Below are 14,851 nucleotides of genomic sequence, written 5' to 3' on the forward strand. Positions count from 1 at the left end.
CTCTCGTCGCTAGGGCCGCGCACTTTGCGCAGCGTTTAAAGGGGGCGAATACTCTCTTCATCCAGATCCGCGTCGAAAAATCGGCGCAGCGTCTGGATATTGGTATCCGCAACGATGGACTGACGCGCCTGCGCCAGTTTTTCTTCATAAATGGCTTGCCGCCACTCCAGCGGAGTCCGCTCCGCCGGGTTATCGTCTTCCACCACGGTCAACTCAACCGGGCTGCCGTACAGCTCGCCGAGTGCATCGGTCAGCACCTTCTGCGCCGAAGGCGAGTTCAGATGGCGCTGCGAAGACCGCAGGCGGAGACAAATTTTGCCTGGTTCCAGCTGTTGTTTCACGGCGTTCAACGCCAGTTGCTGCACCAGTTTCGGGATTTTCAGCTTATCGATCTCTGCCGCCCAGGGATCGCGCTCAAGCGACTCGACCACCAGTTTGGCCGACAGTTCGGGCGTTTTCTCATGCTCCAGAGCGGTACGCAACGCTTTCGGCGTCGCCAGCGGTTCCGTCTCCGGTTCCGGCTCGGTCAGCGCTCGCCAACGGTAGGCTTCCGGCTTGGCCGGTTTTTCCTGCACCTGTTTTTCCGCCAGGCGCTGCTGGCTACGCTCAGTCACTGAAGCCAAACGCTCCAGCGCTGAGTTTGCCGGCCGCGCTCTTCCAGGCGCCGCCGGCTCATTCTTTTTTGGTGTAGATGCTCCCTGCCGCAGCAGTTGGGTACGCGCTTTCAATAGCTGCGCGGTGGCATCCGGCAAATTCGCGGATTGATTATTTTGCGGCGCGGCTTGCCCTAATGGCGGCGGCGCGTCCTGAAACTGGGGCGGTTGGGCAGCGAGGGCCTGCGGCTGCGCTATTTGCGCAGGGGCAACGTGCACCGGTGCCATCGGCTCCGGGATCACCGCTTTCGGGTGAAACGCCAACGCACGCAGCAGGGTCATCTCAACCCCCATGCGGCGATCCGGCGCAAAAGCCAGCTCTTTGCGCCCCACCAGCAGCGTTTGGTAATAAAGCTGTACGTCAGTCGGCGGCAAGGTGCGCGCCAGTTCACGCAGCCGCTGTTCAATGGCGGCGTAATGATTGTCCAGTACCGACGGCAACAATTGCACCATCGCAATGCGGTGCAACAACGCCAACGTCTCGACCAGCAAATTTTCCCAATCTACGCCGCGAGAAGCCGCCTGCGCGACCTGCGCCATGACCTTTTCGCCGTCGGCGCTCACCAGCGCCTCCAGGATGGCCAGCGGCTGTTCGTCGTCCAGCGTGCCCAGCATCTGACTGACGGTGGCGGTCGTCACCTGACCTTGCCCCATGGCAATCGCCTGGTCGGTCAGGCTGAGCGCGTCGCGCATACTGCCGTCGGCGGCGCGCGCCAACAGTTGCAATGCACGCTGATCGCTGGTGATTTGCTCCGCCTGCAGCACCCTTTCAAGTTGGTTGCGGATCTGATCGACATCCAGCGCTTTGAGATGGAATTGCAGGCAGCGTGACAGAATGGTCACCGGCAGCTTTTGCGGATCGGTGGTCGCCAGCAGGAACTTCACGTGCGAAGGCGGCTCTTCCAGCGTTTTCAACAGCGCATTGAAGCTGTGACGCGAGAGCATGTGCACTTCGTCAATCAGGTAAACTTTAAAACGACCGCGGGCGGGCGCGTACTGGACGTTATCCAGCAGATCGCGGGTATCTTCCACCTTGGTTCTGGACGCGGCGTCGATCTCGATCAGATCGACAAAACGCCCTTGCTCAATCTCGCGGCAGTTATCGCATTGGCCGCACGGGGTGGCGGTGATGCCGGTTTCACAGTTCAGGCCTTTGGCCAGCAGGCGCGCAATGGTGGTTTTACCCACGCCGCGCGTGCCTGAAAACAGATAGGCGTGATGAATCCGCCCCAGCGAGAGGCCGTTGGCCAGTGCCGTCAGGACGTGTTCTTGTCCGACAACATCTGCAAACGTTTGAGGGCGCCACTTACGGGCAAGAACCTGATAGCTCATTAATACCGGAGAAGTCGAGGGATCTAGAGGGTCATGCTAACACAGCCCCGCGGCGATCCGCGAGGCCGTTGTGGCATTGGGACAATGCAGGATCAGTGACCGGCGAAGTTGACCAGGCTGTAGCATTCGATGCCCAGTTTGTTCAGACGCGTTTCACCGCCCAGCTCCGGCAGATTGATGATGAAAGCGGCATCGTTGACTTCTCCACCCAGGCGGCGGATCAGTTTCGCGGTAGCCTCAATGGTGCCCCCGGTCGCCAGCAGATCGTCAACCACCAACACTTTATCGTCGGTAACGATGGCGTCGGTGTGGATTTCCAACTGATCGGTGCCGTATTCCAGCTCATAGCTTTCGCTGAGGGTCGCGCGCGGCAACTTGCCCGGTTTGCGTACCGGCACAAAACCCACGCCCAACGCCAGCGCCACCGGGGCGCCAAACAGAAAACCACGCGCTTCGGTGCCAACCACTTTGGTCACGCCCGCATCGCGGTAGCGCTCAACCAGCAATTCAATGCTGGCCGCGTAAGCCAGCGGGTTTTCCAGCAGGCTGGTGACGTCACGGAACAGTATGCCCGGCTTTGGATAATCCGGAATGGTTTTGATACTGTCTTTAATAAACTGAAGCTGCTGCGCAGTAGCGGTCATAATTATTGCCTGATAAAACTGCCTGATGACTTGCGCGCAAACCTCTTCTTCCACCCCATTATAAAGAGGGAATGGAAAGCAGGCCGCGCACGAAAACGCCCAAATCTATGCAAACTGGCGGACAAATGCAACCATCCCCGCCATCTTTCAAATTACGGCGTTGTTGGCAGCACTCGGTGGCTCGCCGCAATGTCAAAGCCATTGGGTATAATAAGACAGGATCAGCGCTGTTTTTGTTGCGACAGATCAACAACCGGCAGACGCAGCATAAAGGTCAACAGGATGGTCAGCATCAGCAACAGCAATCCACGCACCCACCAGAGTTTAACCAGCCACAGCGAAACCGCAAACGTCAGCACAATCACCGCTACCGCCTTCCATTTGGCCCCTGGCGGCAACGCACGGTGCTGTTGCCAATGGCGCAGATAAGGGCCGAACCAGGAGCGATGCAGCAGCCAATGGTGAAAACGCGGCGACGAGCGGGCAAAACACCAGGCGGCCAGCAGCAGAAACGGCGTGGTCGGCAACAGCGGCAACACCACACCGAGCGTCGCCAGCACCACCGCCAACCAACCGAGGATAATCAATAACCAACGCGTCATGCGAGCCCTTGTCCACTAATCTGTCTGGCGTTACTTTATCACCCTCCTCCCCTGCGCCACCAGCCGCAACGGCCGGAATATGCGCGCCGCGCTTGTTTAACGGCGGGATCGCGGGCAAGCTGAGCCCTGTGAAATTTTAATGGAGCCAACGTGAGCACTCACCGTCTATTACAGGTGTTAGAACAGCAGATTGCGGCATTGGCCGCCGAGGTGACGCCGCGTGGCGACGCGCCTATCCCTCAGGCGCGCTTTGACACCGCGCTGTTTTCCAATCGCGGCACCCGGTTGCGTGATTATTTGGCAGAAGTGCAAAGGAACTTCGCCCAGTTGCAGACGGCGGCCAACGACAACCGCACCAGCCAGGTCGCCTTTCTGGCAGAGAAATTGGTGGCCCAGATCACCGCTCTGCAACGCGAGCTGGCGACACAGGCGTTGCGCCGTAAAAATCAGCCGAAAGAAGTGGTGGCGGTCGATCTGTATCACAAGCTGGCCGAACATCAGGATTATGAACGCCGACTCATGTCGATGATTCAGGATCGGGAAAGCCTGCTGGGAAGACAAACCACCTTTGCCGCACAGCAAAAGCTACAGCACGAGCTGGCGGCGCTGGAAGGCAGATTGGTACGTTGCCGTCAGGCGCTGGCACGCATTGAACGCAGCATCGAGCGTAAAGAAAACGGTTTTTGAAGATTTATCACAATACTTTAATGATTATTCCCCGCCGCGCGCCTTGTTCACTATACTCAGCCGAAGCGACGCCTTATTCATTCACCTACTAAACAAAAACGTTGGTTTTATGTCTCTAGATAATGCCTCACCAGAATTGCAGCTGGCGGTAGACCTGATTTACCTGCTGGAATGTAACGAGATCGATCCAGCCATCGCGCTGGCGGCGCTGGATATTGTCAAACGGGACTATCAGGAAAAGCTGCAACGCAACGGCATCACCACTCCCTACCTGCCCGTCGGGCAGTAAAAAGGGTTCAGCCCATTATCCTGCCGACGGGCTGCCCTCATCCTGCGACAGCGTCCGCTTCACTTCCTGTACCTCGTTACCCTGCTGGTTGTGCAAATACACTTCAAGCTGGTTAAAGGCGATATCAATGTCGTTCTCCCGGCACAGGCGATCGATCGCGCGGTTCAGCTCATCGACGGTATAGCTGCGATCACGCAATTCACGGACATAAAGACGCAATTCGTGATCCAGCGTGCTGGCGCCAAAGTTAAGGAAGAAAACCTGAGGTTCCGGATCTGTCATCACTCGCGGGTTATTCTGCGCCGCCTGCAACAGCACCGCTTTCACCTTGTCCAGATCGGAACCGTACGCCACCCCAACCTTGATCAACACCCGGGTAATGGTGTCTGACAGCGACCAGTTGATCAACCGCTCGGTAACAAACGCCTTGTTCGGGATAATCACCTCTTTACGGTCGAAATCGGTAATGGTGGTGGCGCGAATGCGGATTTTGCTGACCGAGCCGGAGAAAGTGCCGATAGTGATGGTGTCGCCGATACGGATCGGCCGCTCGAACAGGATGATCAGGCCAGAAACAAAGTTGGCGAAAATCTCCTGCAGGCCGAAGCCCAGCCCGACTGTCAACCCGGCGGCCAGCCATTGCAGCTTATCCCAGGACACCCCCAGCGATCCGAGCGCGGTAACCGCACCCACGGTGGTAATCAGATAGGTCAGTATGGTGGTGATGGCGTAAGACGCACCTTGCCGCAGTTGCAGCCGCGACAGCACCACGACTTCCAGCAGGCCCGGCAAGTTGCGCGTCATGACATAAGCGACGATCACCGCCGCGATGGCCACCATCATGTTGCCCAAGGTTACCGCTTGCGGCACGCTGCCGCCGGCAACGGTGGTGGTGTAATGCCACAACGTGATGCTGTCCAGATACGAAATCACCGTCACCAGATCTGACCAAATGCCGTAGAAGGCGCAGGCAAAGATGATGAACAGCGCCATGGTGGTCAGACGCAGCGATTGCTGGTTGATCTGATCCAGCGCCAAAGGCGCCTCCTCGACAGGTTCCCCGCCTTCTGCCCCCTCTTTCGCCAGGCTCTGCCGACGCGCCAGCGCGCGGCGGTAAGCCAAGCGACGTGCCGCAACGCTCAGGCCGCGAATGGCGGTCAGATAAACGATGTTCCACAGGAAGAACAGATACAGGCTGTCGATCCAGCGGCCGGCCAGACGCAACGTGGTGTAGAAATAACCGGCGAACATCAGGCCGAGCAGGATGAGCGGCGTGGCAGCAATGGCGGTGATGATCACCAGTTGCACCGCGTGCGAGCCTTTCTCACGCCAGCTGTCGCGGCACAGCGGAAACACCAGCACGGCAAGCAACGCCAACGTCAGCATCACCACCACCTGGCCGATAACATCTTCCACCAGCCGCAGCGGCGCTTTCTCGCCCAGCACCGACCAGAAGATCAGCGGCAGCAGCGCCAACCCCAAACGCAGCGTCTGCCGGCGGTAGTGCGCGCACAGTCCGGTGGAAAAGTTGAAATGGCGCTCGGTAACGCCGCCCGGTGCCAGCGTACGGTAGGTAAAGCCGAAAATCAGCCAGAACAGCGCCAACTGTTGCGACAATGCCCACAGAAAATCGCTGAGGCCGATTTCCGCGCGGTAACACCAGAAACCGGCACCAAGCAGCAGCGCCGAGCCGGGCAGCACTTTCAACAAGGTCAGTATAATGGCCTTCGGCGTGTGCAGTTGGCTGTCGCGTTTTAACTGCCCGACATCATTAGCCAACTTTTGCAGGTGCGTATCGATCAATTTGTAGCGCCAGCGCAGCAGGGCTATCAGAATCAGCATCGGGATGATGAACACCAGCGCATTCAACCCGCCCTGCAGCATTTTGCCGGTGTCCAGTTTGAAATCGAGTGCGGCAATCTGATCTTTGACCGCGCCCGGCAAGGCTTTCAACCACGCCAGATCGATCGGTTTGTTACTGTTAACCCAGAATATTTGCTGGGTCAGCGTGTCTTGCAGCGAGCTGTAAACGCTGGTCAGTTGCTGCTGGTTAATCTGCAAGCTAATAGACTGCGCAAGCTGGTTGCTGAGCTGCTTGTTCAACTGATCCAACAGCTCACGACGCATATCGACGATTTCGTTCAGCGCATCAAGCACATCCGAACTGGCTTTTTCTTTGCTGTCGACAAGCAGCTTATTAATGTAATCATCGCCCTTGAACAGGTCGTCGCGCTGCTGGTTGATATCAAACTGCTCCAGGCGTAAATCGGCGATTCGCGTGCCCATATCCGCCACCAGCGTGCCCTGCGGCAAGTTTTGCTGTTGCTGATACAGAATGCGCGACAGCACCAGGCTGCCTTTCAGCACCTGGATCTGTTCCTTCAGGTTACGCTCCGACTGCAGGCCGCGATCGAGCCAGTTTTTTACCCGGATATTCTGTTGAAACAGTATGTTGCTCTCTTCCGTGGCGGCAATCAGCCGCTGGCTGAGCTGGCGGTTGACGTCCAGCTCTTTACTGACCAGCTTATCCTGTTGGATGTCCGTGGCGTCTTCCGGATTTTGCGCCTCTTTGGCGGTTTTTTCAGACAGCGTCAGGCGTTTGTTGTTAACCACTTCTTGCAACAACTGCACCGAACGATCCAGCGCGTCGATGTGCCCGGTGGTGAAATCGCGCTGTTTCTGCAGCAGGTCTTGCAGGGTGGTGTTGGCCTCCAGGCTCCTGCGCTGCAGATCAATCTGTGCATTGAGCAACACCTGTTCCGTTGCCAGCATTACCTGCTGGCTGTCGCGCAACGAGTTTTGTCCCGGCGTCTGATCGTTGAGCTGATTGCGGATCTCTTGCAGACGCTGCGACGCGGTATACATGCTGCTTTGCACCCGTTCCGGCTGGGTCTGCAGCGAAACCAGTTGGCTATTATAGGCGGAGAGGTTTTCCTGTGCGGTTTGCAGTTCGTCCAACGTCTGATAAAGGCGGGTTTCCAGTTGGCGCAAGGAGAGCGGCAGCAGATCGGCCCTGGCGGCCGCGCTATCCACGGGGACCTTCAACGCCTCCAGATCTTCGGTCACCTGGCGCAGCTTGCCCGGCGCCAACTGCAATTGCTGTTTAAGCTCGGCGCCATCCTGTTTGACGCGTTCAATGGCGTCCAGCAGTTCGAGCGTGCGCGTCAGATCCTGCTGGGCAAGCTTATTGACCGGCGTCAGCGTCTTTTGCTTATTCAGTGCATCAAGCTGATTTTGTATTTCACTGCGCGACGGTACATCGCCGTTCAACGCCGCATGGGCAACAGGCTGGCAGACCGCACAAACGGCGATCAATAAAAACAGAGCGAGGGCGCGGGAAACGTCCACACCGAAGAACGAGGGTAACGCCAGAAAAGAACGCTTAGCTAACCTGCGATGCATGATTTAACTTCGAATCAATAAAGAAGCCGAAAGATTATCACGATCGCAGATAGCCCACGAATAGGAAAACGTTGCTGGTGATGTACAGATGTAGCGGGATCAGAACGTCAGTACTTTTCCGGCGGCCAGCGTCCATTGCGCGAGTTCCACCAGCGTACCGATTTCCACCCCGTCCGCCAGCGGTAACCGGCTGACGCCGCGCGCATCTGCGCAGGTTTTGCACAATTTTACCGGCACTTGCTGCGCGGTGAGGATCTCCAGCATCTGCTGCAAATGGTAGCCTTCGTGCGGTTGCTGCCCGGCAAGGCCGGCTACCACGGCGTCTGACATCAAAAACAGTTTCAGATTGAGGTCGGCCTGCTGTTCTTTCAGCGCAATGCCCAGACGCAAGGCGTTAAACAGTGATTCCTGGCCATAGGCCGCGCCACTGGCGATCAACACAACGGATGACATGGTGCATCTCCTGGTTAAGGATGACAATCGGCACTGTGCGGCTCGGCCGCCTGCTCTGCCGGTTTCACCCGTAAGGTCGGGCAGAATTGGGCCATTTCGAGGAATGAATCGACCAAGGCTGCCGCTTCGGTTTTCAGATCAAAACTTTCCGGCATAAACAGCCAGTTTTCCATCAGGCCGGTAATGTAGGCGCGCAGGATGATCGCCGCACGGCGGGTATTGAGATCGGCGGGGAGCTGGCCGTGACGCATGCTATTGCGCAGCACCGACTCTATACGTTCGTAACCTTCCAAACTAAGCACTTTACGCGCTGCCTGCAGCGGCATCATTTCACCGACAAATTCGCACTTGTGGAATACGATTTCCATCAGCGCTCGCCGGCGGCTGTCATCAACCGTCGACGTCAGTATATAAATTAGTATTTCACGTAAAATACGCAGTGGATTCTCAGGGTACTTTGCCTGATACTCTAATTCGAGATCGCCTATTTTCGACTCTGACAATTCCCAAACTTCGTTAAACAGGTCTACCTTATTCTTGAAGTGCCAATAAATAGCACCACGAGTAACGCCGGCAGCGGTGGCAATATCTGTCAGTGACGTTGCGGAAACGCCACGCTCAGAAAATTCCTGCACCGCAGCATCAAGAATGTGCTGTCGAGTTTCTAGCGCCTGCTGTTTGGTTTTTCGTGCCATGGCGTTGTTTTTTCGGGGGAGTGTGATTTACATACATTCGCGTATGTATGTACCATAGCACGCACATATAATTAACGCAGCAATGGGTTTTAAAGCTTGTGATCCATTGATCATTTTGAAATCGGACACTTGAGGTTTTTCTATGAACAAAAACAGAGGGTTAACGCCTCTGGCGGCAGTTCTGATGCTTTCAGGCAGCTTAGTACTTACAGGATGTAACGATAAAGAAACCCAACAACAAGGCGCCCAACCACCGGCTCCCGAAGTGGGCGTAGTGACATTGAAGGCCGAGCCTCTCAACATTACTACCGATCTTCCTGGCCGTACTGCTGCGTATCGTATCGCCGAAGTTCGCCCTCAGGTCAGCGGCATCATCCTGAAGCGCAATTTTGTTGAAGGCAGTGACATCAAGGCAGGGTCTTCCCTGTATCAGATCGATCCCGCCACCTATCAAGCTACCTATGACAGCGCCAAAGGCGATCTGGCCAAATCTCAAGCCAGCGCTTCGATCGCGCGCGTAACGGTGAATCGCTACAAGCCTTTGCTGGGCACCAACTACATCAGTAAACAGGATTACGATACCGCAGTTTCCACGCTGCAGCAGGCAGAAGCCGCCGTGGTGGCCTCGAAAGCCGCAGTGGAAACCGCACGCATCAACCTGGCTTACACCAAAGTGACCTCACCGATCTCCGGCCGCATCGGCAAATCCGCCGTGACCGAAGGCGCACTGGTTACCAACGGTCAGACCACGGCGTTGTCTACCGTGCAACAGCTGGATCCGATGTACGTGGACGTCACCCAATCGAGCAACGATTTCCTGCGCCTGAAGCAAGAACTGGCCAGCGGTGCGCTGAAACAGGAAAACGGCAAGGCCAAAGTGACCCTGCTGCTGGAAAACGGCGCGGAATACGCCCAGGCAGGCACGCTGGAGTTCTCTGACGTCACCGTTGATGAAACCACCGGTTCCATCACCATTCGCGCAGTGTTCCCGAACCCGAACGATACGCTGTTGCCGGGGATGTTCGTTCGCGCCCGTCTGGACGAAGGCGTACGCAGCGATGCATTGCTGGTGCCGCAACAGGGCGTCACTCGTAACCCACGCGGCGAAGCTACCGCTCTGGTGGTTGGCGCCGACGATAAAGTCGAGTTGCGTACAGTGAAAGCGGATCAGGCTATCGGCGACAAATGGCTGGTTACCGACGGTTTGAAAGCCGGCGATCGCGTGATTGTCACCGGCCTGATGAAAGTCCGCCCGGGCGCTCAGGTGAAAGTGCAGGAAGTTGACACTCAGGCGCAGAAACAGCCGCAGTCTGAAGCGCAGAAGTCATAAAAAGGAGCCGGTAAGACATGGCTAAGTTCTTTATAGATCGCCCGATTTTCGCCTGGGTAATCGCCATCATCGTCATGTTGGCGGGGGTGCTTGCAATAATGAAACTGCCGATCGCGCAGTATCCCACTATTGCACCACCGGCGGTGAGTGTTTCCGCCAACTATCCAGGCGCGGATGCAAAAACGGTGCAGGACACCGTGACCCAGATTATCGAACAGAACATGAACGGTATCGATAATCTGATGTACATGTCCTCCACCAGTGACTCCTCTGGTAGCGTCACCATTACGCTGACATTTAACTCCGGCACTGACCCTGACATCGCGCAGGTTCAGGTCCAGAACAAATTATCGCTGGCCACGCCGCTGTTACCGCAAGAAGTGCAACAGCAAGGCCTGAAAGTAGAAAAATCCAGCAGCAGCTTCCTGATGGTAGCCGGCTTCATTTCCGACGATCCAAGCATGACTCAGGACGACATCGCGGACTATGTAGCTTCAAACATCAAGGATCCTATCAGCCGTTCACAGGGCGTGGGTGAAGTGCAGCTGTTCGGTGCTCAGTATGCCATGCGCATCTGGCTGGATCCGGGCAAACTGAACAATTTCCAACTGACCACGACGGACGTAACCTCCGCCATTACCGAGCAGAACAACCAAATCGCCGCAGGGCAATTGGGCGGGATGCCACCGGTACCGGGCCAGCAGCTTAACGCCTCAATCATCGCGCAGACTCGTCTGACCTCTCCTGAAGAGTTCGGCAAAATTCTGCTTAAGGTGAATGCAGATGGCTCTCAGGTTCGCCTGAAAGATGTGGCTCGCATTGAGCGCGGCGGCGAGAGCTATGCCGTAACCGCACGTTATAACGGCAAACCGGCGGCAGGCCTGGGTATCAAACTGGCTACCGGCGCCAACGCCCTGAACACCGCCAAAGCGGTAAAAGACGCGTTAACCAAGATGCAGCCGTTCTTCCCTCAGGGGATGAAAGTGGTTTATCCGTACGATACCACCCCGTTCGTCAAGATTTCGATCAACGAAGTGGTGAAAACGCTGTTCGAAGCGATCGTGCTGGTATTCCTGGTCATGTATCTGTTCCTGCAGAACTTCCGTGCGACGCTGATCCCAACCATAGCGGTGCCGGTCGTCTTGCTGGGTACCTTTGCGATACTGGCGGCCTTTGGCTTCTCGATAAACACCCTGACGATGTTCGGCATGGTGCTGGCGATAGGCTTGTTGGTGGATGATGCCATCGTGGTGGTGGAAAACGTCGAGCGCGTCATGTCCGAAGAGGGACTGCCGCCGAAAGAAGCGACCAAGAAATCGATGGAGCAGATCCAGGGGGCCTTGGTCGGTATCGCCATGGTGCTGTCAGCGGTATTCGTACCTATGGCATTCTTCGGCGGTTCGACCGGCGCGATCTACCGTCAGTTCTCCATCACCATCGTTTCCGCGATGGCGCTGTCGGTACTGGTGGCGTTGATTCTGACGCCGGCGCTGTGTGCCACCCTGCTGAAACCGGTGCAAAAAGGCGACCACGGGGCTAAAACCGGCTTCTTCGGCTGGTTTAACCGCATGTTCGAAAAGAGCACCCACCACTACACCGACAGCGTTGCCAGCATCCTGCGCAGCACCGGTCGCTATCTGGTGATCTACCTGTTGATCGTCGTCGGCATGGGCCTGCTGTTCCTGCGCCTGCCGTCCTCGTTCCTGCCGGAAGAAGACCAGGGCATCCTGCTGACCATGGTGCAGTTGCCTGCGGGCGCCACCGAGGCTCGAACCTCGAAGGTGCTGGAAGAAGTCACCGACTACTTCCTGACCAAAGAAAAAGACAACGTGGTTTCGGTGTTTACCGTTGCGGGCTTCGGCTTTAACGGTAACGGCCAGAACAACGGTCTGTCATTCGTCAGCCTGAAAGACTGGTCCGAGCGTAGCGGAGAGCAGAATAAAGTGCCGGCCATTGCAGGCCGCGCCATGGGCGCGTTCTCGCAAATCAAAGACGGCCTGGTATTCCCGTTCAACCTGCCTGCGATTATCGAACTGGGTACCGCTACCGGTTTTGACTTCCAGCTGATTGACCAGGGTGGCCTGGGGCATGAAAAACTGACTGAAGCACGTAACCAGCTGTTGGGCATGGCGGCCAAGCATCCGGACCTGCTGGTCGGTATGCGTCCTAACGGCCTGGAAGATACGCCGCAGTTCAAACTGATTATCGATCAGGAAAAAGCCAAGGCGCTGGGTGTCAGCATCACCACCATCAACAGCACGCTGACCACCGCGTTGGGTGGCTCGTACGTGAACGACTTCATCGACCGCGGTCGTGTGAAAAAGGTTTACGTGCAGGCTGAAGCACCGTTCCGTATGTTGCCAGAGGACATCAACAAGTGGTTTGTCCGCGGCACCAGTGGCCAGATGGTTCCGTTCTCCGCATTCTCTTCAGCGAAATGGGAGTACGGTTCACCGCGTCTGGAACGTTATAACGGCCTGCCTTCCATGGAAATTCTGGGTCAGGCGGCACCGGGCAAGAGTACCGGTGAAGCGATGAACATGATGGAAGAGCTGTCCTCCAAGCTGCCAAGCGGCATCGGTTACGACTGGACCGGTATGTCCTACCAGGAACGTCTGTCCGGTAACCAGGCCCCTGCCCTGTACGCCATCTCGATTCTGGTGGTGTTCTTGTGCCTGGCAGCGCTGTATGAAAGCTGGTCGATTCCGTTCTCGGTCATGCTGGTTCTGCCTCTGGGGGTTATCGGCGCATTGCTGGCGGCCACCATGCGCGGCCTGAACAATGACGTTTACTTCCAGGTAGGGCTGTTGACCACCATCGGTCTGTCCGCGAAGAACGCCATCTTGATCGTCGAATTCGCCAAGGATCTGATGGATAAAGAAGGCAAAGGCCTGGTAGAAGCCACGCTGGAAGCGGTGCGCATGCGTTTGCGCCCGATTCTGATGACTTCACTGGCATTCATCCTCGGGGTACTGCCGCTGGTCATCAGCAGCGGTGCAGGCTCCGGCGCGCAGAACGCGGTAGGTACCGGCGTTATGGGCGGGATGATTACCGCTACCGTGCTGGCTATCTTCTTCGTTCCGGTCTTCTTCGTGGTGGTTCGTCGCCGCTTCAGCAAGAAGTCTGACGATGTGGAACACAGCCATCCGGTTGAGCATCACTGATAATCCAGTGAACGCTTACCCCTGAACACAAAGGCCGCTTATGCGGCCTTTTTCTTTGACTTCATTCGCTTAATGCAAACCACTCTCATTAATTCGCCAGCCACGGCATTTTATACTTGATCCGCCCCGCCGTGAGGTGCATAATTATTGTTATAGTATAACATTACATTGGAGTGCATCATGAAAGCAGGCATCCATCCAAACTACCGTACCGTGGTGTTCCACGATCTGAGCGCCAATACCTACTTTAAAGTGGGTTCGACCATTAACACCGATCGCACCATTGAACTCGATGGCGAAAACTGGCCGTACGTCACTATCGACGTCTCTTCCGCTTCGCATCCGTATTACACCGGCAAGCAGAAAGAGTTCTCCAAAGAAGGCAGCACGGCGCGCTTCCAGCAGCGTTTTGGCCGCTTTCTTGGCAGCAAGTAAAAGGGAATCGATATGCAGGTTTTAAGTTCATTGCGTTCGGCGAAGAATCGCCATCCGGATTGCAAAGTCGTACGCCGTAATGGCCGTATCTATGTGATTTGTAAAACCAACCCGCGATTCAAAGCGGTACAGGGACGCAAGAAAAAACGTTAACGTCTGAAGTGTCATCTGTCGCAAAGCCCCGTTGCTGCTCAACGGGGCTTTTTTTATGGAGAAAGAAAACTGAAACGCAACCAAGTAGCCCCGCCTTACCGGCAGGGCTACTGCAATTTATTTCATACTGCCTAACAGCGTATCGACGTTGTGCTGGAATGCCTGTACATAGCTCGCCGCCGGCCCTTGCGGTTTGGACAGTGCCTCCGGATACAGTTCACCGCCGGCTTTCGCTCCGGTGGCGGCGGCAATCTGTTTTACCAACCTCGGATCAGTCTGGTTTTCGATAAAGTAGGCATTAACCTTCTCTTGTTTGATCTGTTTTATCAAACCGGCCACGTCGCTGGCGCTGGCTTCGGCCTCGGTAGAGAAACCGACCGGGGCAAGGAAGGTGACGCCATATTCTTGCCCAAAATAACCAAAAGCATCATGGCTGGTCAGCACCTTGCGTTTTTGTTGCGGTACTGCGGCAAACTGGGTCCTGGCCCAGAGATCCAATTTCTGCAACTGCTGGATATATTCCGAACCGCGCTGGCGAAAATAATTAGCGTCTTGCGGATCGGCGGCAATCAGCGCATTCATCACGTTGGTTGCGTACTGCACCCCGTTCTTCATGCTGTTCCAGGCATGGGGATCGGTGACTTCCTTGCCGTCCTCGCTCATCTGGCGGGTGTCGATCCCCTGCGAAGCAGTAACCACCCGCCCTTTATACCCCGAGGCACCGACCAGGCGATCGATCCAGCCCTCCAGTCCCAGGCCGCTGACGAACACCACATCGGCCTGCGACAACACCTTGCTGTCTTTCGGCGAAGGTTCAAAGCTGTGCGGATCGCCGTCCGGCCCCACTAATGTAGTGACCCTGACGTGTTCTCCCCCCACCTGCTTCACGATATCGCCGAGGATCGAAAAGCTGGCGACGGCATCAACGGTTTTCGCCATCGCCAATGGGCTGGACAGCAGAGCAGCGACTGCCAGCGAAATAGGTAAACGTTTCATACTTTCTCCTTGAACT

General features: G+C 56.3%; 13 protein-coding genes and 1 other annotated feature. Of the genes, 6 read left to right on the forward strand and 7 right to left on the reverse strand.

All coding sequences use genetic code 11. From position 1 onward, the window contains the following. Positions 1-35 precede the first annotated feature (35 nt). From dnaX to V2S86_RS14120, 3 genes are all read right to left on the reverse strand, one after another. Positions 36-1,985: a DNA polymerase III subunit gamma/tau gene (dnaX, locus tag V2S86_RS14110; RefSeq protein ID WP_330762908.1), complete on the reverse strand. Its 1,950-nt coding sequence runs from the start codon at positions 1,983-1,985 to the stop codon at positions 36-38. Continuing rightward, positions 639-703: a sequence feature (DnaX frameshifting element), on the reverse strand. (Overlaps the previous gene by 65 nt.) 92 nt (positions 1,986-2,077) lie before the next feature. Next, positions 2,078-2,629, reverse strand: coding sequence for an adenine phosphoribosyltransferase (gene apt, locus V2S86_RS14115; protein ID WP_330762909.1), 552 nt, complete (start codon positions 2,627-2,629; stop codon positions 2,078-2,080). Positions 2,630-2,850: 221 nt separating this feature from the next. Next, the gene (locus V2S86_RS14120) at positions 2,851-3,231 is read right to left on the reverse strand and encodes a DUF454 family protein (RefSeq protein ID WP_330762910.1); all 381 of its coding nucleotides are present in this window, start codon (positions 3,229-3,231) and stop codon (positions 2,851-2,853) included. Between the two features lie 150 nt (positions 3,232-3,381). Between V2S86_RS14120 and priC the strand changes: the two genes are divergently transcribed. Both priC and rsmS read left to right on the forward strand, forming a co-directional pair. Then, entirely contained in the window at positions 3,382-3,918 is a 537-nt protein-coding gene (gene priC / locus V2S86_RS14125) for a primosomal replication protein (RefSeq protein ID WP_330762911.1), read from the forward strand. Positions 3,919-4,027: 109 nt separating this feature from the next. Continuing rightward, complete coding sequence (gene rsmS, locus V2S86_RS14130) at positions 4,028-4,207, forward strand: pleiotropic regulatory protein RsmS (RefSeq protein WP_330762912.1); 180 nt, start codon at positions 4,028-4,030, stop codon at positions 4,205-4,207. A gap of 15 nt (positions 4,208-4,222) precedes the next feature. Here rsmS and mscK read toward each other — a convergent pair whose 3' ends face one another. From mscK to acrR, 3 genes are all read right to left on the reverse strand, one after another. Beyond that, positions 4,223-7,609: a mechanosensitive channel MscK gene (gene mscK, locus V2S86_RS14135; RefSeq protein ID WP_330762913.1), complete on the reverse strand. Its 3,387-nt coding sequence runs from the start codon at positions 7,607-7,609 to the stop codon at positions 4,223-4,225. Positions 7,610-7,708: 99 nt separating this feature from the next. Next, positions 7,709-8,062 carry a DsrE/DsrF/TusD sulfur relay family protein gene (locus V2S86_RS14140; RefSeq protein ID WP_006322283.1) on the reverse strand — a complete coding sequence of 118 codons (354 nt, stop codon included), beginning with the start codon at positions 8,060-8,062 and terminating at the stop codon, positions 7,709-7,711. A gap of 14 nt (positions 8,063-8,076) precedes the next feature. Next, complete coding sequence (gene acrR, locus V2S86_RS14145) at positions 8,077-8,757, reverse strand: multidrug efflux transporter transcriptional repressor AcrR (RefSeq protein ID WP_330762914.1); 681 nt, start codon at positions 8,755-8,757, stop codon at positions 8,077-8,079. A gap of 142 nt (positions 8,758-8,899) precedes the next feature. Here acrR and sdeX point away from each other — a divergent pair, with 142 nt between their 5' ends. From sdeX to ykgO, 4 genes are all read left to right on the forward strand, one after another. Then, the gene (gene sdeX, locus V2S86_RS14150; protein ID WP_311993679.1) at positions 8,900-10,087 is read left to right on the forward strand and encodes a multidrug efflux RND transporter periplasmic adaptor subunit SdeX; all 1,188 of its coding nucleotides are present in this window, start codon (positions 8,900-8,902) and stop codon (positions 10,085-10,087) included. Positions 10,088-10,104: 17 nt separating this feature from the next. Next, on the forward strand, positions 10,105-13,251 hold the full coding sequence (gene sdeY, locus V2S86_RS14155) for a multidrug efflux RND transporter permease subunit SdeY (protein WP_330762915.1): 3,147 nt from the start codon (positions 10,105-10,107) through the stop codon (positions 13,249-13,251). 180 nt (positions 13,252-13,431) lie between these two features. Then, complete coding sequence (locus V2S86_RS14160; RefSeq protein ID WP_004949355.1) at positions 13,432-13,686, forward strand: type B 50S ribosomal protein L31; 255 nt, start codon at positions 13,432-13,434, stop codon at positions 13,684-13,686. A 12-nt stretch (positions 13,687-13,698) separates the two neighbouring features. Continuing rightward, positions 13,699-13,839: a type B 50S ribosomal protein L36 gene (gene ykgO, locus V2S86_RS14165; RefSeq protein ID WP_006322277.1), complete on the forward strand. Its 141-nt coding sequence runs from the start codon at positions 13,699-13,701 to the stop codon at positions 13,837-13,839. A 117-nt stretch (positions 13,840-13,956) separates the two neighbouring features. Here the strand turns inward: ykgO and V2S86_RS14170 are convergent, their stop codons facing one another. Further along, on the reverse strand, positions 13,957-14,835 hold the full coding sequence (locus tag V2S86_RS14170; protein WP_330762916.1) for a metal ABC transporter substrate-binding protein: 879 nt from the start codon (positions 14,833-14,835) through the stop codon (positions 13,957-13,959). Between the last annotated feature and the right edge of the window lie 16 nt (positions 14,836-14,851).

The organism is Serratia sp. C2(1) (genome assembly GCF_036352655.1).
GTDB classification, from domain to species: domain Bacteria; phylum Pseudomonadota; class Gammaproteobacteria; order Enterobacterales; family Enterobacteriaceae; genus Serratia; species Serratia inhibens.

Bases quoted from the DNA above. Each gene is read 5' to 3' on its own strand.
- dnaX (WP_330762908.1), bottom strand. From the start codon at position 1,985: ATGAGCTATCAGGTTCTTGCCCGTAAGTGGCGCCCTCAAACGTTTGCA.
- apt (WP_330762909.1), bottom strand. From the start codon at position 2,629: ATGACCGCTACTGCGCAGCAGCTTCAGTTTATTAAAGACAGTATCAAA.
- V2S86_RS14120 (WP_330762910.1), bottom strand. From the start codon at position 3,231: ATGACGCGTTGGTTATTGATTATCCTCGGTTGGTTGGCGGTGGTGCTG.
- rsmS (WP_330762912.1), top strand. From the start codon at position 4,028: ATGTCTCTAGATAATGCCTCACCAGAATTGCAGCTGGCGGTAGACCTG.
- mscK (WP_330762913.1), bottom strand. From the start codon at position 7,609: ATGCATCGCAGGTTAGCTAAGCGTTCTTTTCTGGCGTTACCCTCGTTC.
- V2S86_RS14140 (WP_006322283.1), bottom strand. From the start codon at position 8,062: ATGTCATCCGTTGTGTTGATCGCCAGTGGCGCGGCCTATGGCCAGGAA.
- acrR (WP_330762914.1), bottom strand. From the start codon at position 8,757: ATGGCACGAAAAACCAAACAGCAGGCGCTAGAAACTCGACAGCACATT.
- sdeX (WP_311993679.1), top strand. From the start codon at position 8,900: ATGAACAAAAACAGAGGGTTAACGCCTCTGGCGGCAGTTCTGATGCTT.
- sdeY (WP_330762915.1), top strand. From the start codon at position 10,105: ATGGCTAAGTTCTTTATAGATCGCCCGATTTTCGCCTGGGTAATCGCC.
- V2S86_RS14160 (WP_004949355.1), top strand. From the start codon at position 13,432: ATGAAAGCAGGCATCCATCCAAACTACCGTACCGTGGTGTTCCACGAT.
- ykgO (WP_006322277.1), top strand. From the start codon at position 13,699: ATGCAGGTTTTAAGTTCATTGCGTTCGGCGAAGAATCGCCATCCGGAT.
- V2S86_RS14170 (WP_330762916.1), bottom strand. From the start codon at position 14,835: ATGAAACGTTTACCTATTTCGCTGGCAGTCGCTGCTCTGCTGTCCAGC.